Origin of the sequence: Pseudoalteromonas peptidolytica (assembly GCF_012641745.1) — a bacterium.
Taxonomy (GTDB): Bacteria; Pseudomonadota; Gammaproteobacteria; order Enterobacterales; family Alteromonadaceae; genus Pseudoalteromonas; species Pseudoalteromonas peptidolytica.
Genome location: NZ_WEHZ01000011.1, coordinates 54595 through 75541, shown reverse-complemented (window position 1 = coordinate 75541; position 20947 = coordinate 54595). Strand labels below are relative to the sequence as shown.

Below are 20947 nucleotides of genomic sequence, written 5' to 3'. Positions count from 1 at the left end.
CTTAAATGGCTGAGCTGTAATAAATCCAAGGAATAGTAATGAAAATAAAACAATGGCTCATCACAACCGGTTTGGTTGCTGCAAGTATACTGACACCGCCTGCTAGTGCAGCTTTAAATTTACAAGATGTGGAAAGTGCCGTCGAAGAAGCGATGAAGCGGTTCAATATACCAGGTTTAGCGATAGGTATTGTTGAAGATGGCAAAGTTGTGATGACCAAAGGTTTTGGGGTCACACATTTACACAAGCCTGCTAACGTCAACGCTGATACGCTTTTTGGGATCGCATCTAATACCAAAGCTTTTACTGCCGCAGCACTGGCAATGTTGGTTGATCAGGGAAAATTAAGCTGGGATGATAAAGTTGTTCAGCATATTCCTGAGTTTAAGCTTTACGATAGCTATGTCACTCGAGAAATGACCATTCGCGACTTATTAAGTCACCGCAGCGGGTTAGGTTTAGGTGCCGGAGATTTAATGATCTGGCCTGATACAGATAAAACCATGCCTGAACTACTTGCTGGTATCTCACACCTTAAACCAGATTCCAGCTTTCGCAGTCAATACGCCTACAACAATCTCATGTTTGTGGTAGCCGGTGAAGTTGTCAGTCGAGTGAGTGGTAAAAACTGGCGCGACTTTGTTGAGCAAGAAATGTTCAATAAATTGGAGATGGATGATTCCAAAGCAGGGTTTTCTCGGATCCCATCAGATAACACGAACTGGGCAACGGGACATATTCCTATGTCGGGTAAATTGACGCCATTTTTTGTTAACTATCTTGAAGATTTTCGAGGGGCGGGTGCCATTGCGTCCAATGTCGATGATATGACAAAGTGGTTACAAACTCAGTTAGCTGGTGGGCAGCTGCCATCCGGCGAGCAATTATTTTCAGCTGCTCAGCAAGTACAAATGTGGCACCCTCATATAACACGAATACCTGCCAAAAAAGCGGCATCATTTTATCACCAGCAGTTTAGAGGTTACGGCTTAGGCTGGGCGATTGAAGATTATTTCGGTTATAAAAAAGTAGGCCACGGCGGCGGTATTTTAGGCATGGTCTCTCAGGTTGCAATGATCCCAGAGAAGAAGCTGGGTGTTGTTGTGCTGTCAAATCAGCAAAAGTATGCTGCGTTATCAGCGATTATTAATGAAGTATTTGAGGATGCCCTAGGGTTAGAAGATAAAGATTGGGTCAACCTTATTGCTGATGACTATTTTAAAGCTCAGCAAGAAAAGTACGTAAAAGCAGGCATTGCCAAAGTAACGGCGCCGCAGCCATCATTGCCGTTGCAAAATTACACCGGAACTTTGGTAAGCTCATGGTACGGTGATGTGATAATAGAGCAACTTGATAATGTACTGCGAATTGATTTTACGCACACTAAACGGCTAAAAGGAAAGCTTGAGCATCTCAGTGGCAATACTTTTGTGGTACGCTGGGATGAGCCGTTACTTGAGGCCGACGCCTATATCAACTTTACTATTAATAAATCACAACGCGTAGAGTCAGCTGAAATGGAATTTGTAAACCCTCAAATCACCGATTTTAGTTTTGATTTTCACAACCTTGAATTAAAGGCTAAGGTTGCGCCTGCAGCGCATTAGGATATACCAAAGTATCAAAGCCACTAAGAGGTGGCTTTGATATAGTCAAAAGGAGCAATGATTGGACTCAACAGAGTCATACACTAAGCGAGGATGTATTCTACGATGCGTACTGCAATTATCACCCACCCTTATTGCCGCAAGCATAAAATGACAGAGGAACATCCCGAATGTCCGGCCAGATTAGATGCGATATCGGATAGGCTACTGGCCTCTGGATTAGATATAGCCGTAGAACATAAAGCCGCAATTAAAGCTGACACCTCGCATTATGCCTTGGTGCATGATCAAGCCATGATTAAAGAGGTGATAGACAAGATCCCGAGTGAAGGACTGGCGTCATTAGACGGTGATACATGGCTGTGCCCTGACTCGCTAAAAGCAATTGAGCGTGCTGTTGGTGCTGGAATATTAGCGGTAGACGAAGTTATTGCTGGTAATCTCGATGCCGCATTTTGCGCGGTAAGGCCGCCAGGACACCATGCTAATCAAAGTACTTCCTCTGGGTTCTGTGTCTTTAATAATGTCGCCATTGCTGCGGCTTACGCAAAAGCCAAGGGGGTTGAGCGGATTGCAATTTTAGATATTGATGTGCACCATGGCAATGGTACTCAAGATATTTTCAAAGACGATCCTAGCATTCTGTTTTGTTCACTATTTCAGTATCCATTCTATCCTAATACCGCGATTGAAAACCATCAAAGCTTAATTAACTCTCCATTGGCAGCAGGTGCTGATGGCAATGATTTAAAAGCATTATTTCAACAGCAGTGGCTACCAAAACTAGAAACATTTAGACCACAGCTTATCTTTATTAGTGCCGGATTTGATGGCCATCTTGAAGATGATATGGGAGGACTAAAACTAGTTGAGCAGGACTATCAATGGTTTACTGAACAAGTTGTTGCGTTAGCAAAATCACAACACTGCTTAGGTATTATCTCCTACTTAGAAGGTGGATACGATCTGTCTTCACTTGGCCGTAGTGCCGTGACGCACATCAAAGCGTTAGTAGAAGAGGGTGAATTACTTTAGTAACGCAAAAGCTTGCTGAACACTCTGCAATTGTATTTTACTAACACAACATTGTCCTTCGTCAATAAGGTACTGTTGCACTAAAATGGTTAAATCAGGCAGCTCTATGGTATCAACCACATGCCCCTGTAAATTGGTACAACTGCCATTCGATGCGATAACGACGGCATTGCTCTTGGTGGCGTCATCAAGCATATGAATAGAGTCTGATAGCGCTTTATCATCCTCAATAAGCTCTATACTTTGGTCTAATACCAGTAGGATTGGATAATTTTTTATCGTCATTATTTGTTCAAGGTCAAGTTATCAACAGCGACGCTCAGTATACTTCAAATTGGAATAATATTGCGAGAGTGTGCTTATGGTTGGTGATTCACGTCAGTTACAGATCAAAGAAGTATTTACCAATAGCTTGTTATGTTGCGATGAGCAAACGAGTCTTCATGATGCGGTTGCACAAATGCAAGCAAACCGAGTGAGTTCTATTTTTGTTACTCGTGCTGATGATATTATCGGTATTTGGACTGAGTCCGATTGCGTTAAGCTCGACTTTAATGATCCAAATTTTGCTCAAGTACCTATCAAATCTGTGATGACCTCTCCGGTACAAAAAATTCAGATAGATAAAACATTGAGCGAAGCCACTGTTAAGTTTCATCAGCTGGGGATCCGCCATCTATTAGTCATTGACCTTGATAATATTCCTTGTGGTGTGGTGTCGTTGTCGGATATTGTTCGCAGCCAAGGACTAGACCATTACCTGCACTTTCGGCCAATTGAGCAACATTTTGATTCAAATATTGTCGTGTTAGACAGCCAGGATTGCGTTTCTGATGTGATTAGTAGCATGTGTGAATTAAAGCTCACTGCGGTGCTGGTATATAATCATGCTTTACATGAATATGGGATCATCACCCAACGAGATATTGCCTACATCATTCTCAACCCCGATTGGCGTCAACCATGTTGGAATTTGGCAAGTTACCCGATGCTGGCAATGACCCCAAAGGATAGTTTATTTGATGCCTACCGCATGATGACGGTAAATTCTATTCGGCATCTAGTTGTCACTTGTCCCGAATCTCAAAAAGTTATTGGCTTATTAGCACTGAAGAATGTACTAACTGAAATTGAAACTGCGTATTGCAGTGAATTAGAGAAGGTATTGGTGCAGCGAGATATTGCACTGCAAAAATCTGAGAAGAATTTATACCTTGCCAATCGTATCATTGATGCCTCTTTGGATGGCATCATGATCACCAAAAGTTCGGGCGAAATTATTCAGATCAATCCGGCATTCAGTGCGCTAACCGGTTATAAAGATTACGAAGTGCTTGGCAAAAATCCCAGTATATTAAGCTCTGGCTTACATGATGAATCTTACTACCAGAGTATGTGGCAAACGCTCAGAGAAACAGGGGTATGGCAAGGCGAGATATGCAATCGTAAAAAGAGCGGTGAAATCTATGTTGAATGGCTCACGATTATTGAGATCAGAGAGCCTTACAGTGACGACATGCTCTACGCCGCCATTTTTAGCGATATTACGGAGCGAAAAAATGCAGAAGAAAAAATTGCTCGTTTGGCTTATTTTGATGAATTGACCGGGTTGCCTAATCGTCGCTTATTCTACGATAGACTTTCTATGGCGTTGGCATCCGCACACCGCTACAAGCAAAAGCTTAGCGTGATGTTTATAGATTTAGACCGCTTTAAGGAAGTGAACGACTCTCTTGGCCACAGCGCTGGAGATGAGTTATTAGTACAGGTTAGTGAGCGGATAAAGTCTATTTTGAATGAAGGGGACACGCTGGCGCGACTTGGTGGTGATGAATTTGTCGTGCTACTGAGCGAAGTGAACGGTATGTCGGAGGTCATTGAGTTTGCAGATCAAATCTTAATGGCGTTGTCGCACCCTTTTCAACTTGGTGATATGCAGGTCGCTGCGACGGCCTCGATGGGGGCAGCTATTTACCCCGAGGATGGCCATGATACCGAAACTTTATTGAAGCATGCCGATGTTGCTATGTATCGCTCCAAAGAAGTCGGGCGTAATTCCTTCCAGTTATTCGAAGCGTCGATGAATGCACGTTCATTTGAGCGTTTATCTATGCTCAGTCGTTTTCAAAACGCCTTGGAAAATGGTGAGTTTGAGCTGCATTTTCAGCCATTGCAATGTTTAACTAGCAGTCGCATCTCCAGTGTTGAGTGTTTGCTACGCTGGCGTGACCCAAACTTGGGCGTTATATCACCGGCCCAGTTTATTCCACTGGCAGAAGAGCTTGGGCTAATAATCCGTCTTGACCAATGGGTAATAGATAAGGCTTGCCAGCACTTAGCTAAATGGCAACAAGCTGGAATGGAGATAAGGCGCTTAGCGATTAACATTTCGGCGTCACATGTCACTCAGGGGGATCTTTATCAATGTGTCGCCCAAGCATTAAAAAAACACAATGTCGAAGGGAAGTATTTGGAGTTAGAGCTCACTGAGAATAGCTTTATTGGTAATTTATTGGAGGCGAAATACACCTTGAAAAAACTCAAAGAGCTTGGTGTAAAGCTAGCAATTGATGATTTTGGCACTGGTTATTCCGCATTGAGCTACTTAGCTAAACTCCCTATAGATATACTCAAAATTGATGCTAGCTTTATTGCAAAAGTGCCTGATGAGTATGGTAATAGTGAGATTGTTGCGGCAATTGTTGCTATGGCTAAAGCACTTAATTTACAAGTTGTTGCAGAGGGAGTAGAAAAGCCAGTACAAAAGCGTTATCTACGTAAGCTAGGCTGTCATACTATTCAGGGATATGTCTTCTGTAAACCGCTTACAGAAGACGACTGGCAGGCGTTTTACTCGTCAGAGAAGGTGATCTCGTAGGAGCTAAACTTACGGATGTTGATCACGCCGTTATCAAAAAGCAGGTACTGACCTTTGATCCCCTCAAGTACACCAGATACCATGGGATCCTTGTCAAAGTTAAATGAAGTGATTTTGCTCGGATGTTGCTCCACAGGGAAAGTGAGGTCGACCACCTCTTCATCTAGCACTTCAATAGCTGTCGCGCCAAAGAGTTCGGCCAGCTCATCGAGTTTGGTTTGGATCTGTGGAATAAGCTTAGCGGCTTCTGCCTTGAGGTCTACTTCAGGGTTGAGCCCTTTGAGCATATTACGCCAGTTAGTTTTATCAGCAATAAACTGCGCCAGTGCTACTTCCACTAACCCTGACTGATGACGGGTCTGCACTTTAAAAATCGGTAATGCTTGCGTCGCGCCTTGATCTATCCAGCGCGTTGGTATTTGTGTATGGCGAGTAATCCCAACCTTTAGTCCTGAAGTATTCGCTAAATAGACATAGTGTGGGATCATGCAGTTTTCTTCCCCCCACTTTGGCTCTCTACAGGTGCCTTGATCGAAGTGGCAAGTTTCAGGCTTCATAATACACATGTCGCAGCTTGCGAGCTTTTTCATGCACACATAGCAGTGCCCTTGGGAATAACTCTTTTTGGTTTTTTTACCACAATTACTACAAAATATATTGCCAGTGAAGGTAAGCGTGATGGGTTTTCCGAAGTAATCATTAAGTGATACTAAGTTATCCCCAACCGGTAATTGATATTGAATAGGTTCAACAAGCGTAGATTTTAACTTGCTGAGTGTACCTTGTACTTGCATCTTTGCCCCTAAAAATGCTCATAAAAGGGTAGGATACCATAGCAAATCAAGGTGAACGAAGTACATAAACTAAAAAGGCCAGCAATAGCTGGCCTAGCAAAGCTTAACGTGAATTAGCTTTCGCGTGCGATCGCGCGATATGCAATGTCGGTACGGTATTCCACACCTTCCCAGTGAATATCTTTCACTAGAGAGTAGGCACGTTTTTGTGCTTCAGTTACCGTATGTCCAAGTGCGGTTGCACATAGAACTCGACCACCAGCAGTCACAACGTGTTCGCCATCTTGTTTAGTACCGGCATGGAATACTTTTTCACCTTCAGGATAACTTACCTGTAGGCCTGATATAGCATCTCCTTTCGGGTAACTACCAGGATACCCTTTAGCAGCAAGTACAACGCCAACCGCAGCTCGTGGATCGAATTTAATTGCTGTTTGATCCAGTTCTTCTCGGTTAGCCGCCTCAATCAGCTCAACTAAATCTGATTGAAGACGTAACATAATTGGTTGTGTTTCTGGGTCGCCAAAGCGGCAGTTATACTCGATAACTTTGGGAGTGCCGTCAGCTGTGATCATCAAACCAGCGTAAAGAAAGCCTGTATATGGGTGACCTTCTTTTGCCATCCCTTCAACCGTCGGGTTGATCACTTCAGCCATGATACGATCATGAATGTCCGGTGTGACCACCGGCGCTGGAGAGTAGGCTCCCATACCACCGGTATTTGGACCTTTATCGCCGTCATAGGCGCGTTTATGATCTTGGCTGGTGGCAAAAGGGAGTACATTTTTACCGTCAACCATGACGATAAAAGAGGCCTCTTCACCTTCTAAAAACTCCTCGATAACAACGCGACTACCGGCTTCACCAAAGGCATTACCCGCCAGCATATCGCGAATAGCTTCTTCCGCCTCCGCTTCGGTCATAGCCACGATGACTCCTTTACCAGCAGCAAGGCCATCAGCCTTGACAACAATAGGTGCGCCTTGTGCCTTTAAGTAAGCAAGCGCAGGCTCTATCTCTTCAAAAGTCTGATATGCCGCTGTTGGAATGTGGTGGCGTGCTAAAAAGTCCTTAGTGAACGACTTTGAGCCTTCCAGTTGTGCTGCCGCTTGTGTCGGGCCAAAAATAGCTAGGCCTTCTTCACGGAATCGGTCAACAACACCAATAACTAATGGCGCTTCAGGACCAACAATAGTCAATTGCACATTGTTTTCTTTAGCAAATGCGACCAAAGCATCGATATCTTCAACACCGATAGCAACATTTTCAAGCTTAGGTTCAAGCGCTGTACCTGCGTTACCAGGTGCGACAAAAACAGTTTTTACAGATGGATTTTGTGCGGCTTTGAATGCAAGCGCGTGCTCACGTCCACCGCTGCCAATGACGAGTACATTCATGGCGAAATTTTCCTATTAAAGCTTTTTGAATTTTAAGGTCATGCGGTCGCTTTCTCCAATCGCTTTATATTGCGCGGCTTTCTCATCACCAAGCGCCAAGCGTGGAGGTAGCGTCCATACCCCTTTAGGATGGTTTGCACTATCCAATGGGTTTGCGTTAATTTCACTACTTGCAATCAGCTCAAATCCAGCCTTTTTGGCTATATCGATAACATAACTTTGCTTCATGTAACCAGAAGACTTTTGGTCTTCAGTATCACGGTGCTCTGGTAGACGGTGTTCAACTACACCTAAAATACCACCAGGTTTCAGGGCTTTGTTAAAAGCATTGAATGCGCTAAGCACACCTTCATCACCTTTACCCATGTACCAGTTATGGACATTACGGAAGGTTAGTACCACATCGGCGCTGCCTGCTGGTGCAATATTACTATGTGTAATTGGTGCAAACTCGGTGATCTTAACTTCACTGTAATCTGGGTTGGTTGCCACTTTTTCTTGGTAGCTTTTTAATGAACGTTGATAGTAACCAACATCTGAATCAGCAGGGAAATGCGCTGCGTAGTATGTGCCTTTGCCTTGAACAAGAGGTGCTAAGATTTCGCTATACCAACCACCGCCTGGGGCAATCTCTACCACAGTCATAGCAGGTTCAATACCAAAAAAAGCAAGCGTTTCACTTGGGTTTCTATATTGATCGCGAGCTGTGTTTTTCTCTGCACGATTGTCGTTGGCAACGGCTGTTGCAATTGCGCTTGGTACTGCTTGGTTTGAGTTTGATTCTGTCGCGTTACAGCCTACAAGAGTCGTAAACACGGCAGCAGCGATAAGAGGTTTCATACTTAGATTCATCGTTAGTTTCCTTCATTCTGTTATGATCATGCTGTAGCCAGAATACTGGAAATTAGCTGAAACAAAAAGCGCGAAACTCATCAGTTTCGCGCTTTATTGATTAATGGCGGAAGTGGCGCATTCCGGTGAATACCATGGCCATTCCCGCTTCATCTGCGGCGGCTATCACTTCTTCGTCACGCATAGAGCCACCCGGTTGGATAACTGCGGTAATACCCGCAGCTGCGGCGGCGTCTATACCATCGCGGAATGGGAAAAAAGCATCAGATGCCATCACTGAACCTGGTACTTCTAAGTTCTCATCTGCGGCTTTGATCCCAGCTATCTTAGCTGAGTAAACGCGACTCATTTGACCTGCACCTACACCGATTGTCATACCGTCACGGGCATAAACAATCGCATTTGACTTAACAAACTTAGCGACTTTCCAGCAGAATAATAGATCTTTTAGCTCTTGTTCGGTCGGTTGGCGTTTTGAAACTACCTTCAGGTCTTCCAAGCCAACCATGCCTTGATCACGATCTTGTACTAAGATACCACCATTAACACGTTTGATGTCAGTGCCTGTGGTCTTAGTAGACCATTGGCCGCATTCAAGCAGGCGAACATTTTTCTTTGCAGCAACAATTTGCGCTGCTTCTTCTGAAATACTCGGGGCAATAATTACTTCAACAAATTGACGAGCAACAATCGCTTCTGCTGTGTCACCATCCAACTCACGGTTGAATGCGATGATGCCACCGAAAGCAGAGGTTGGGTCGGTTTTAAAGGCGCGGTCATAGGCTGCCAAGATTGTCTCATCTACAGCAACGCCACAAGGATTTGCATGTTTTACGATAACACAAGCTGGTTTATCAAACTCTTTCACACACTCAAGTGCGGCATCGGTATCTGCGATATTATTGTAAGATAGTGCCTTACCTTGCAGCTGCTTAGCGGTTGCTACAGATGCTTCTTCGATATTGTTCTCAACATAGAAAGCGGCATCTTGGTGAGAGTTTTCACCGTAGCGCATATCTTGTTTCTTCGTGAACTGCATATTGATAGTACGTGGGAACTTAGTCTCTTCAGAGGCTTCCTCAGTATAATCAGGAACCATTTTGCCGAAGTAGTTTGCAATCATACCGTCATACTGGGCGGTATGCTCATAGGCGGCAATAGCAAGGTCAAAACGCGTCTTGTATGTTGTAGAGCCTGTGTTAGCCTTCATTTCTTCAATGATTCGGCCATAGTCACTCGCATTGACAACAATGGTCACGTCTTTGTGGTTCTTAGCTGCAGCGCGAACCATAGTCGGGCCACCAATATCTATGTTTTCGATTGCATCTTCTAGGCTACAGTCAGCTTTAGCAACAGTTTGTGCGAAGGGGTATAAGTTGACTACTACCATATCGATTGCTGAGATATTGTTTTCGGTCATTATGTCTTCATCTTGACCGCGACGTCCGAGAATACCGCCATGCACTTTGGGGTGAAGCGTTTTCACGCGACCATCCATGATCTCTGGGTGGCCTGTGTAATCAGATACTTCTGTTACTTTAATGCCATTTTCTGCAAGTAGTTTGCAAGTACCGCCAGTTGATAGAATTTCCACGCCTTGAGCTTCTAAAGCTGCTGCGAATTCAACGATACCGGTTTTATCTGACACGCTTAGAAGGGCGCGACGAATTGGACGATGTATATCCATGATGGTTCAGGTTTCCTCAATGATTAGTTAAGGGCTAGCTTAGAAAGCCGGTATTTTAGCGCATTATTGTTAAGATGACGATGTTAAAAGGCGAGTTAAAGATGAGAAAAGTGCGACATGCAAAGGATAAATGTCCGCTAGCTGCTGAATTTTATACAATAAAAAAGCACCAAAAGGTGCTTTTTTATCAACTAAATTTTACTAGCAGTGCTTAGTTCATGCCGTATTTTTTTAGCTTCTTGCGAAGTGTGCCACGGTTGATACCTAAAAGGATCGCTGCACGAGTCTGGTTACCACGAGTATAAGTCATAACCTCTTCAAGTAGAGGTGCTTCAAGCTCAGAAAGAACTAACTCATAAACGTCTTGTACGTCTTGACCATTAAGCTGCTTTAGGTAGTGATGTACAGCTTTTTTAACTGCATCGCGCAAAGGTTGCGGTTTCTCTTGTGACTGAACATGAGCGTTAGTAATAAATGGAGAAGTCACATTTTGTTCGAACATCGTTATGTCTCTTTCTTAGTTAGCTTGCAGGGCAAAAAATATATTTACCCTAATGTTTCAAAATAGTCTTCTAATGCCTCGATTTGCGCCTCAGGCGCTTCAAGAGCATTGAATACTCGCCTAAATTGACCTTCTTGGTCATGGGCTTGCAAATACCAAGATACATGTTTGCGTGCGATGCGCGCTCCCATTGGTTCACCATAGAACTGATGGAGGTTAACTAAGTGTTCCATCAAAATTGCTCGAACCTCTGCTATTTCAGGCTCGGGCAAGTGTTCACCGGTTTTCAAATAGTGGTCTATCTCTCGGAAAATCCAAGGACGACCTTGGGCGGCTCGACCAATCATAATGGCATCTGCACCCGTGTATTCCAGTACCTGTTTCGCTTTCTCTGGTGACGTGATATCACCATTGGCAACCACAGGGATTGATACTGAACGTTTAATTTCTCTGATCGTAGCGTATTCTGCATCGCCCTTATACATACATGCTCTTGTGCGACCATGTACTGCTAGCGAAGCAATGCCACGACGTTCAGCGATGCGAGCAATCTCAACGCCGTTACGGTTGTCTGTGTCCCACCCTGTACGGATTTTTAACGACACGGGAACCTTTACGGCAGCCACCACCGCAGAGATGATTTCATCTACCAGCTTGGGGTGTTGCAATAGCGCTGAGCCTGCAAGCTTTTTGTTCACTTTTTTTGCGGGGCAGCCCATATTTATATCTATGATCTGCGCACCATTGGCGACATTAAATTGTGCTGCTTGCGCCATCAGCTCTGGATCCGCTCCTGCGATTTGCACCGAGCGAATGCCAGATTCACCACTGTGATCCATGCGATTTTGCGATTTATCGGTTTTCCACACTTTAGGATTTGAAGACAACATTTCAGATACCGCAAGTCCTGCACCTAGACGCCGACACAGTTGTCTGAACGGTCTGTCAGTGATGCCCGCCATGGGTGCTACGATAAGATTGTTTTCAAGTTGGTATGGACCAATACGCACTACAGTTTAATCCGCCTTTCCTCAAGGGGCGCTAAGTTTACGGTTTTTTTTGCAAAAATCAAAGGTTATAAATTGAACATAATTGCTTTTTTTTTGAACTTTATGGGTTGACTTTTGATAACAAGCTGAGAGTTAGGAAAAATCGGCTGAAATTTAACCTAAAAACAATTTTTACTCTAATATGAGTTTAAATAATAAGCTGTAAAAAATGAGTAAAGCCTGTTAATTACAGGCTTTAGCAGTTAAAAGTTACTAACTTTATGAACAGAGAGTGTGCAGGTAAGCGGTGTTGACTTAGCTAACGTAAGCCAGTTCTTACCTTGTTACTTTTTAACCCCACTAACTCGAGTCCATTCTCCTTCTTGAGCAATGTCATCTAAGTGGATAAAGGGGGCGTATACATCTGCCACAGACTGAGCTTGCTCCTCTAAAATACCAGACATGGCAATCGCGCCTTCATTGCCTAAGAAGCCAAGAATAATCTCATGGAGCTCTCTTAAAGGCTGTGCAAGAATGTTAGCGACTACAATATCAGCACTAAAATCAGGCTGGTTTTCTGGTAAGTAGACTTCCAGTTGCTCTTCTACACCATTGCGCTTTGCATTTTCACGACTCGCAACCAGAGCTTGAGGGTCTATATCAATACCAATCACGCGCTCTGCGCCAAGTTTTATCGCTGCAATGCCTAAAATGCCTGAGCCGCAGCCAAAATCGACGACGGTTTTACCGCTGAGATCTTGTTGTTCGAGCCACTTGAGGCAAAGTGCGGTGGTGGCATGTGTCCCTGTACCAAATGCAAGACCAGGATCTAGTAGTACATTTACAGCGCTAGGATCAGGTATGTCGCGCCAACTAGGGCAAATCCATAATCTTTCACCAAACTTAATAGGGTGGAAGTTATCCATCCATTCACGTTCCCAGTCTTTGTCTTCTAGCTGCTCAAGTTTATAATTTAGTGGCTTATCGTGTTGTGATTGCAGGTAATCGACGACAGCCTGCATATCATGGTTGGCTTCAAATAGCCCAATGACGGTTGTTTCTGGCCATAAAATTACCTCACCTGGTTTTGGCTCATAAACCGGGTTATTTTTACTATCCATAAATGTCACAGAAGGGCAGCCAATATCCATTAGCATATCGCTTAGGGCATCAGCGTCGGCCTTATCGGCATAAATTCGAATTTGGATCCAAGCCATGTTTGTATACCTATTTAATCCAATTAGTATAAAAAAGGCCGCTTGATAGCGGCCTTAATCTTATTTGCTACTTCTTAGCCTTTAACGTCTAGGAAGCTCTTTAATAGATCAGAACGAGAAGGGTGGCGAAGCTTACGAAGTGCTTTTGCTTCAATCTGACGAATACGCTCACGGGTTACGTCAAACTGTTTACCTACTTCTTCTAATGTGTGGTCGGTGTTCATATCAATACCGAAACGCATACGCAGTACTTTTGCTTCACGTGCTGTTAGTCCCGCAAGTACCTCGTTGGTTGCACCACGAAGACTTTCCATTGTCGCCGAATCAATCGGTGATTCAATGGTGGTATCTTCGATAAAGTCACCAAGATGCGAATCTTCATCATCACCAATTGGTGTTTCCATTGAGATAGGCTCTTTTGCGATCTTCAGTACTTTACGGATCTTATCTTCAGGCATTACCATACGTTCCGCCAATTCTTCAGGACTAGGTTCACGACCCATTTCCTGGAGCATTTGACGTGAAATACGATTCAGCTTATTGATGGTTTCAATCATATGCACTGGGATACGGATTGTTCTAGCCTGATCCGCGATAGAGCGCGTAATGGCCTGACGTATCCACCAAGTTGCATAAGTTGAAAACTTATAACCACGACGGTATTCGAACTTATCAACCGCTTTCATTAGACCAATGTTACCCTCTTGGATCAAATCCAAGAATTGTAAACCACGGTTGGTATACTTTTTCGCGATTGAAATTACAAGACGCAAGTTTGCTTCAACCATTTCTTTCTTGGCACGACGGGCTTTGGCCTCACCAATACTCATGCGGCGGTTGATATCTTTAATACGCTCTATGCTTAATCCAGTGCTTTCTTCAAACACCTTTAACTTATTTACACAACGCTCGATTTCTGGCTTCACTTCAGCTAATTTTGCTGAGTGCTTTTCTCCGGATGCGATTTCCGCATCAATCCAAGCGGTGTCAGTTTCATTGTTAGCAAAATGCTTAACGAATGTTTTCTTTGGTACTTTTGCTATTTGAACCGCTTGTTTCATGATGATACGTTCTTGAACACGTACTTTATCCATCATGTCACGCATGTTATTTACCATGCGGTCAAATTGCTTAGGAACTAGTTTGAAAGTACGGAAATGATCACCAATCTCCTGAATTGCAGCTTGTGCATCAGGATGTGAACGGCCTTTACCTTCAAATATTTCACGAGCATTATTGTAAAGTGTACGAAGATGCTCAAAATGTTCACGTGCTTCTTCAGGATCTGGCCCTGTATCTGCATCATCTGAGTCTTCATCGTCGTCATCAACATCATCGTCTTCGTCGTCTAAGTCTTCATCGCTTAGCTCTGAACCGATGTGTGTTGCTGAAATAGGTGCTTCATCTTCTTCGATAGCATTAGGATCAAAAAAGCCAGAAACAATGTCGCTTAAGCGCATTTCTTCAGCTTCGTATTTATCCCATTGCTCCAAAAGGTAAGTAATAGCTTCAGGGTATTCTGCAACAGAAATCTGTACCTGATTGATCCCTTCTTCAATACGCTTGGCGATTTGGATCTCGCCTTCACGTGTTAGAAGCTCAACAGTACCCATTTCACGCATATACATACGAACAGGGTCAGTCGTGCGGCCGATTTCTTTTTCTACTGTCGCTAGTGCCGCAGCTGCTGCTTCAGCAGCATCCTCATCTGTTGTGGTTTCTTGCATCATCAACTCGTCAGCATCAGGCGCATTTTCAGAGACCTGAATACCCATATCGTTGATCATGCTGATGATATCTTCTACTTGATCTGAGTCTATGATGTCTTGTGGAAGATGATCGTTAACTTCTGCAAAAGTTAAATAACCTTGCTCTTTACCTTTCTGAATCAGAAGTTTGAGTTGTGACTGAGGAGATTGATCCATAGAGAAATTTGCTTCCACTCTGAAAAGTTGATACAACAGGCGCCAGCTAATTAACAGCTAAATTTTGATGACGCAGTGAATAGAACATTATAGCACCGAAAATTACTATTGACTAGAACTTCTACCGTTTAAGCGCTTGCATTAATAGCGCACACTCGAGTCGTTCATCATTACTCAAACCTTCGGTTTTCTCTTTGATAAATAGGGTCTCAAGGCGATAATTTAAACACTGGTCTTCAATAAACTGAAAAGTATTTTTAAATTCATCAGCTAACCTATCTTCAGCAACCCCATGCTGCCAAACTGCAAGCTTTTTCAAAGCATCAAATTCTGACTGCTCTCTGTAATGTTCAAGCAGTTGAGCCGTATTGATCGCTGGATTTTGATGACACAAAGATTGTAGGCCGAGTAAGAGTTGAATACCCGGGATCGACATTTCCGCCAGTTCAGGCATATATTCTACACTTTGTGCCAGATTTGGGTGTTGTAGTAAAAGGCCTATGGCTCTTCGCATTGGCGTTACTTTAAATTGTCGCTCAATCTTATTTTGATGTTTGTTATTCGCTAATTTTGCACTGAGTTGCTCTCGAGTTCGGCCAATTAATCGCGCCAAGGTATTCAATAGTGTTTCTTGGTAGTACTCGCTGGGAATTTTATTTATCAGTGGGATCGCATCTGTGAGTAATTTGGATTTGCCTGCATCATTTGTTAAGTCACATTGCTCGCGTAGTTTGGTAAATAAGACTTGTGTATAATCAGTTGCCTTATCTAATCGTGCTTCAAATGCTTCTTTACCCTCTTGTTGAACTAATGAATCAGGATCTTCACCATCTGGTAAAAACACAAACTGGAGTGATTTACCATCTTTGAGGTTAGGTAAAGCATGCTCTAGTGCTCGCCATGCCGCATCACGTCCAGCTCTGTCACCATCGTAACAACAGATAACTTTATCTGTATTTCGAAAGAGGGTTTGCATATGCTCGGCTGTCGTTGCTGTGCCAAGCGCTGCGACGGCATAGTCAATGCCCTTTTCAGCTAATGCAACGACGTCCATATAGCCTTCAACAATCAATACTTTGTCTAATTGTTTATGTGCTTGCTTGGCTTCATAAAAGCCGTACAGCTCAAAGCTTTTATGAAAAATACGGGTCTCAGGGGAGTTTAGATACTTAGGTCCTTGTTCCGCTCCCATTATTCTGCCGCCAAATGCGACAACTCGGCCTCGTTTGTCGCGGATTGGAAACATTAGTCGATCACGGAAAAAGTCGAACTGACGGCCTGCGGATTTTTCAGAGGCCAGCTTAAGGTCAAGCAGCTGTTGTTTATGTTCTGGTTTTCGTGCAATTTGATTACACAAGGATTCCCACTCAGGTGGGGCGTAACCTATCATAAATTTTTGTACAACTTCGCCACTTAAACCACGGCCTTTCACATAATCAATAACCTGCGAGGCGTTTTTATGGTGTTTGAGCTGGTGTTGATAAAATTTGGCAGCCTGTAGCATTAAGTCATAATCTGACTTTTTTTCGGCCATTGAACGTTGCGGCCCTTGTGGGGCATTTTCTCTTGGAACTTCCAAATTTAAGAGCGCAGCAAGCTCTTCAATGGCGTCTACAAACTCAAGTTTGTCATACTCCATCAAAAAAGAAATTGCGTTGCCGTTAGCTCCACAGCCGAAGCAGTGATAAAACTGTTTATCTCGCGATACCGTGAACGATGGTGTTTTTTCATTATGAAAAGGGCAGCAGGCTTGATAGTCTTTTCCGGCTTTTTTCAATCCCACACGACCGTCTATTAGCTCGACAATATCTGCCCTTGCTAGTAAGTCATCAATAAACTGCCTAGGGATTTTACCTTTCATCTACGTTCCGAAGTTAACCAAGTGATTGGGTTATTATATCAAGTTGCGGCGATAAAAAATCAACTTAATTCAATTGCGGTATGTTATACCAATTAAACTTAAGACTTGCTCAACTTGAAGGAGTAATAGCAATTTGACTTAATACTTGCTCAATTTGAAGGAATAAATCTGACGCTAACCGCGTTAAAAATTTCTCATTTAGAACAACTAAATAGCAAAATTTTTGCCTTGCCTATATGGATGTAGGTACCAAAGCGATAGCAGGACGCGGTAGCGGAGTTATCGACAAGATTTCCTCGCCTCAAAATAGACCACTTAATTAAGAAAATTGGTATTATCAGCGCTGCATTGATATGCGTGACGCCTAAAACGAAGAAACCGAGCACAAGGCTCGGTTCACTTTCAATCATACATTTGTATGTGGGCTTAGGCAGTAAGTCTCTGTTTGATTAAACCAGACATTTTGCCCATGTCAGCACGACCTTCAGCTTTTGCCTTGATAGCGCCCATAACTTTGCCCATGTCTTGCATACCAGCTGCACCAGTTTGTGCAATCACGGCATCAATTAGCTCAATGATTTCATCTTCACTAAGTGGTTTAGGAAGGAAAGTCTCAAGTACGCTAATTTCAGTAGCTTCGATTTCAGCTAAGTCTTCACGCCCTGCATCTTTGTACTGGGTATAAGAATCGCGACGCTGCTTTACCAATTTAACTAAAACAGCAGTTATTCCTGCATCATCTAGTGTCGTTTGGTTATCGATTTCTCGCTGTTTAATTTCAGCAAGTACCGCACGAATCGCGCCAAGACGAAGTTTGTCTTTGGCTTTCATCGCTTCTTTTTGCGCGTCTTTTAGCGTAACTAATAAGCTCATTGATACAAGACCAATACTAATTAGTATAATTTAACGCGACGTGCGTTTTCGCGAGAAAGCTTTTTCATGTGACGCTTAACAGCTGCAGCTTTTTTACGCTTACGCTCAGCAGTTGGCTTCTCATAGTGCTCGCGACGACGAACTTCAGAAAGGATACCTGCTTTTTCACATGAACGTTTGAAACGACGTAGTGCAACGTCAAACGGCTCGTTTTCTCTTACTTTAATTACTGGCATTAAAAATTCACCTACCTAATTAATGAGCTTAGCTCTATCTGGCTAAAAACTAGCCAATTGGTTCAAAAATGGTGCGGTATTGTAATCTGAAGCAAGACCGCATGTAAAGCTTAAATTATAGCTAAACACAGAGTCTCTGTCATGTGACGCTCTGGTCTAGGTTTTTTCGGATAATTTATCGTTGGTAAAGGCGGCAAATCACTTGTCCTGCCTGCTTTTCCTTTTTTATTTTCCAGTTAGAAGGAATATCTGGCTGCGCATCTTGCTCAAACTCAACATAAATTAAAGCTTCTTCACTAAGCCAATGACTTGATTCAAGCAATGCACAGCACGGTGAGACCAAGTTTTTACGAAAAGGGGGGTCGATAAACACCAAATCATATTGCTGTTGTTGCGGATTGTTCGCTAACACCGTCAGTGCATCTTGATTTATAACTTCAACATTACCGAGCTTGAGTAAGGTCGAATTAGCTGTAAGTTGAGTTGCTGCCTTTCTATCAAGTTCAATAAATGTTCCATGGGCTGCAAACCGAGATATTGCTTCAAAGCCTAAGCTTCCTGCACCTGCAAAACAATCCAGCACTTTGGCATCTCTAACATCTTGCATAAGCCAATTAAATACCGTTTCTTTCATTCTGTCGGTGGTTGGACGCAGTCCCTCTACATCATGAACAGGTAATTTACGACCTTTGTGTTTTCCGCTAATTAAGCGAATGAACCCTGATTGCTTAGGATTAGATTTGGGCTTAGATTTTCTCATAGCGACGTAATTTGCTTCTTTATTAAAGGTTCACGGTATCAGGATTTTTCATCCTCACGGAACATGGTACACTTGCTCACAATTTTGTCTAAGCACTAAGGTTGCCAACCTCGGCTTGCCTTTCAAGCTCAAAATTAAGTGTGAATTCAATCCAACTTGCAGCAATAAGTCTAAGCAGGTTGGTATTTTCAAGTATGGTATCAAGATCATCGACACTTTGCTTTGGGTTTATGCAATTTATCTAACACGGTCGTAAGTGAATATGGGAAAAAAAAATAAGTTTTTATCTTGGTTAGGCTTTGGAAAATCCGATAAAGCGCAACAAGAAGCAGAACGTGAGGCACAACTAGCCAAAGAGCAAGCAGAACGTGAAGAGGCTGAACGCCAAGCCCAACAGGCTAAAGAAGCCGCTGAGCGAGCAGAGGCAGAGCGCCAGGCACAACTAGTGAAAGAACAAGCTGAGCGTGAAGAGGCAGAGCGTGAGGCACAACTAGCCAAAGAAGCAGCTGAGCGTGAAGAGGCAGAGCGCCAAGCACAACTGGCGAAAGAAGCCGCTGAGCGTGAAGAGGCGGAGCGCCAAGCACAACTGGCGAAAGAGCAAGCTGAGCGTGAAGAAGCAGAGCGTCAGGCACAACTAGTGAAAGAACAAGCTGAGCGTGCAGAAGCAGAGCGCCAAGCACAACTGGCGAAAGAGCAAGCTGAGCGTGAAGAGGCAGAGCGTCAGGCACAACTATTGAAAGAACAAGCTGAGCGTGAAGAAGCAGAGCGCCAAGCACAACTGGTGAAAGAACAAGCTGAGCGTGCAGAAGCAGAGCGCCAAGCGCAACTGGCTAAAGAAGCAGCTGAGCGTGAAGAGGCAGAGCGCCAAGCACAACTGGCTAAAGAAGCAGCCGAGCGTGCAGAAGCAGAGCGTCAGGCACAACTGGCTAAAGAAGCAGCCGAACGTGCAGAAGCAGAGCGTCAGGCACAACTAGCTAAAGAAGCAGCTGAGCGTGCAGAGGCAGAGCGCCAAGCACAACTAGCTAAAGAAGCAGCCGAACGTGCAGAAGCAGAGCGCCAAGCCCAACTGGCTAAAGAAGCAGCCGAACGTGAAGAGGCAGAGCGCCAAGCACAACTAGCTAAAGAAGCAGCTGAGCGTGAAGAGGCAGAGCGTCAGGCACAACTAGCTAAAGAAGCAGCTGAGCGTGCAGAAGCAGAGCGTCAGGCACAACAAGCTAAAGAAGCAGCTGAGCGTGCAGAAGCAGAGCGTCAGGCACAACAAGCTAAAGAAGCAGCTGAGCAAGCAGAGGCAGAGCGCCAAGCACAAGAAAAGCCAAAAAAAGAAGGGTTCTTCTCTCGTCTTAAAAAGGGATTATTAAAAACCAAAGCGAATATTGGCTCAGGTTTCGCTTCAATCTTCAAAGGTAAAAAGATTGATGATGAGTTATTTGAAGACCTTGAAACTCAATTGTTAACGGCTGATATTGGTGTAGAAACCACCATGAAGCTAATCGATAACCTAACAGACGCCGCAGATAGAAAGCAGCTCAAAGATGGTGAAGCGCTGTATGACTTAATGAAAAAGGAAATGTCGGAAATCCTAAAAACGGCTGAACAGCCGCTAGAAATCCCATCCGACAAAAAACCCTATGTTATCTTAATGGTAGGTGTTAACGGCGTTGGTAAAACAACGACAATTGGTAAGCTTGCAAAGCAATTCCAAAGTGAAGGTAAGTCGGTTATGTTAGCTGCGGGTGATACTTTCCGTGCCGCTGCGGTTGAGCAATTACAAGTCTGGGGCGAAAGAAACAGCATTCCAGTGATTGCACAGCACACAGGTGCAGATTCAGCTTCGGTGGTATTTGATGCATTCCAAGCTGCGAAAGCACGAAATGTTGACGTGTTAATAGCTGATACAGCAGGTCGACTCCAGAATAAAGATAATTTGATGCAGGAGCTTGAAAAAATAGCGCGGGTAATGAAGAAATTAGATCCCGATGCACCTCACGAGGTCATGCTTACTATTGATGCTGGAACAGGCCAGAATGCTATTAGTCAGGTTAAGCTATTTAATCAAGCAGTTGGACTGACGGGGATCACATTGACTAAATTGGATGGTACTGCAAAAGGTGGGGTGATTTTCTCTGTAGCAGATCAATTTAAAGTACCAATTCGCTACATTGGTGTTGGTGAGGGAATTGATGATTTACGTACCTTCAAGAGTGATGACTTCATTGAGGCATTATTCAGTCAAGAATAAGTAAAGCGTTCAATAATAAAGCGGGCAAATTTGCCCGCTTTGTCGATTGCCTAATTGCTACCATAGCCAAGGACAGAGCGCCAACGGCAATAATA

At 43.7% G+C, this 20947-nt stretch carries 17 protein-coding genes; 4 read left to right on the top strand and 13 right to left on the bottom strand.

The features are described from left to right. Positions 1–38: 38 nt before the first annotated feature. On the top strand, positions 39–1607 hold the full coding sequence (locus tag F9Y84_RS09370) for a serine hydrolase (protein ID WP_147389912.1): 1569 nt from the start codon (positions 39–41) through the stop codon (positions 1605–1607). Between the two features lie 105 nt (positions 1608–1712). Next, the gene (locus tag F9Y84_RS09365) at positions 1713–2642 is read left to right on the top strand and encodes a histone deacetylase family protein (RefSeq protein ID WP_128731176.1); all 930 of its coding nucleotides are present in this window, start codon (positions 1713–1715) and stop codon (positions 2640–2642) included. Here F9Y84_RS09365 and F9Y84_RS09360 read toward each other — a convergent pair. Next, positions 2634–2927, bottom strand: a complete 294-nt coding sequence (locus F9Y84_RS09360; protein WP_147389911.1) for a DUF4144 family protein — start codon at positions 2925–2927, stop codon at positions 2634–2636. The two genes, F9Y84_RS09365 and F9Y84_RS09360, sit on opposite strands and share 9 nt — an antisense overlap. 76 nt (positions 2928–3003) lie before the next feature. Between F9Y84_RS09360 and F9Y84_RS09355 the strand changes: the two genes are divergently transcribed. Next, positions 3004–5520, top strand: a complete 2517-nt coding sequence (locus F9Y84_RS09355) for an EAL domain-containing protein (RefSeq protein WP_147389910.1) — start codon at positions 3004–3006, stop codon at positions 5518–5520. On the opposite strand, the gene F9Y84_RS09350 is transcribed toward F9Y84_RS09355, so the two are convergent. The 12 genes from F9Y84_RS09350 to rsmD all read right to left on the bottom strand — a co-directional run bounded on the left by F9Y84_RS09350 (position 5493) and on the right by rsmD (position 18613). Continuing rightward, positions 5493–6314: a DUF2797 domain-containing protein gene (locus F9Y84_RS09350; RefSeq protein ID WP_147389909.1), complete on the bottom strand. Its 822-nt coding sequence runs from the start codon at positions 6312–6314 to the stop codon at positions 5493–5495. The two genes, F9Y84_RS09355 and F9Y84_RS09350, sit on opposite strands and share 28 nt — an antisense overlap. A gap of 113 nt (positions 6315–6427) precedes the next feature. Further along, positions 6428–7711 (bottom strand): phosphoribosylamine--glycine ligase, encoded by a 1284-nt coding sequence (gene purD, locus F9Y84_RS09345; RefSeq protein ID WP_147389908.1) that lies wholly within the window; start codon positions 7709–7711, stop codon positions 6428–6430. 15 nt (positions 7712–7726) lie between these two features. Then, a complete protein-coding gene (locus tag F9Y84_RS09340; protein WP_128731179.1) occupies positions 7727–8563 on the bottom strand; it encodes a class I SAM-dependent methyltransferase in 837 nt (278 codons plus the stop codon). A 100-nt stretch (positions 8564–8663) separates the two neighbouring features. Further along, entirely contained in the window at positions 8664–10250 is a 1587-nt protein-coding gene (purH, locus tag F9Y84_RS09335; RefSeq protein ID WP_128731180.1) for a bifunctional phosphoribosylaminoimidazolecarboxamide formyltransferase/IMP cyclohydrolase, read from the bottom strand. Between the two features lie 211 nt (positions 10251–10461). Beyond that, positions 10462–10752, bottom strand: coding sequence for a DNA-binding transcriptional regulator Fis (gene fis / locus F9Y84_RS09330; RefSeq protein WP_010374122.1), 291 nt, complete (start codon positions 10750–10752; stop codon positions 10462–10464). A 44-nt stretch (positions 10753–10796) separates the two neighbouring features. Continuing rightward, entirely contained in the window at positions 10797–11762 is a 966-nt protein-coding gene (gene dusB, locus F9Y84_RS09325) for a tRNA dihydrouridine synthase DusB (protein WP_125252108.1), read from the bottom strand. A gap of 323 nt (positions 11763–12085) precedes the next feature. Then, positions 12086–12958 carry a 50S ribosomal protein L11 methyltransferase gene (prmA, locus tag F9Y84_RS09320; RefSeq protein WP_125252107.1) on the bottom strand — a complete coding sequence of 291 codons (873 nt, stop codon included), beginning with the start codon at positions 12956–12958 and terminating at the stop codon, positions 12086–12088. A 74-nt stretch (positions 12959–13032) separates the two neighbouring features. Then, positions 13033–14883, bottom strand: coding sequence for an RNA polymerase sigma factor RpoD (gene rpoD, locus F9Y84_RS09315; RefSeq protein WP_128731181.1), 1851 nt, complete (start codon positions 14881–14883; stop codon positions 13033–13035). A gap of 121 nt (positions 14884–15004) precedes the next feature. Beyond that, entirely contained in the window at positions 15005–16744 is a 1740-nt protein-coding gene (gene dnaG, locus F9Y84_RS09310) for a DNA primase (protein WP_128731182.1), read from the bottom strand. 426 nt (positions 16745–17170) lie between these two features. Next, positions 17171–17617, bottom strand: coding sequence for a GatB/YqeY domain-containing protein (locus F9Y84_RS09305; RefSeq protein ID WP_125252104.1), 447 nt, complete (start codon positions 17615–17617; stop codon positions 17171–17173). 20 nt (positions 17618–17637) lie between these two features. Further along, positions 17638–17853, bottom strand: coding sequence for a 30S ribosomal protein S21 (gene rpsU / locus F9Y84_RS09300; protein WP_010362466.1), 216 nt, complete (start codon positions 17851–17853; stop codon positions 17638–17640). A gap of 175 nt (positions 17854–18028) precedes the next feature. After that, entirely contained in the window at positions 18029–18613 is a 585-nt protein-coding gene (gene rsmD, locus F9Y84_RS09295) for a 16S rRNA (guanine(966)-N(2))-methyltransferase RsmD (RefSeq protein WP_125252103.1), read from the bottom strand. 262 nt (positions 18614–18875) lie between these two features. On the opposite strand from rsmD, the gene ftsY reads away from it, so the two are divergent. Continuing rightward, positions 18876–20852: a signal recognition particle-docking protein FtsY gene (ftsY, locus tag F9Y84_RS09290; protein WP_168756752.1), complete on the top strand. Its 1977-nt coding sequence runs from the start codon at positions 18876–18878 to the stop codon at positions 20850–20852. Positions 20853–20947 lie beyond the last annotated feature (95 nt).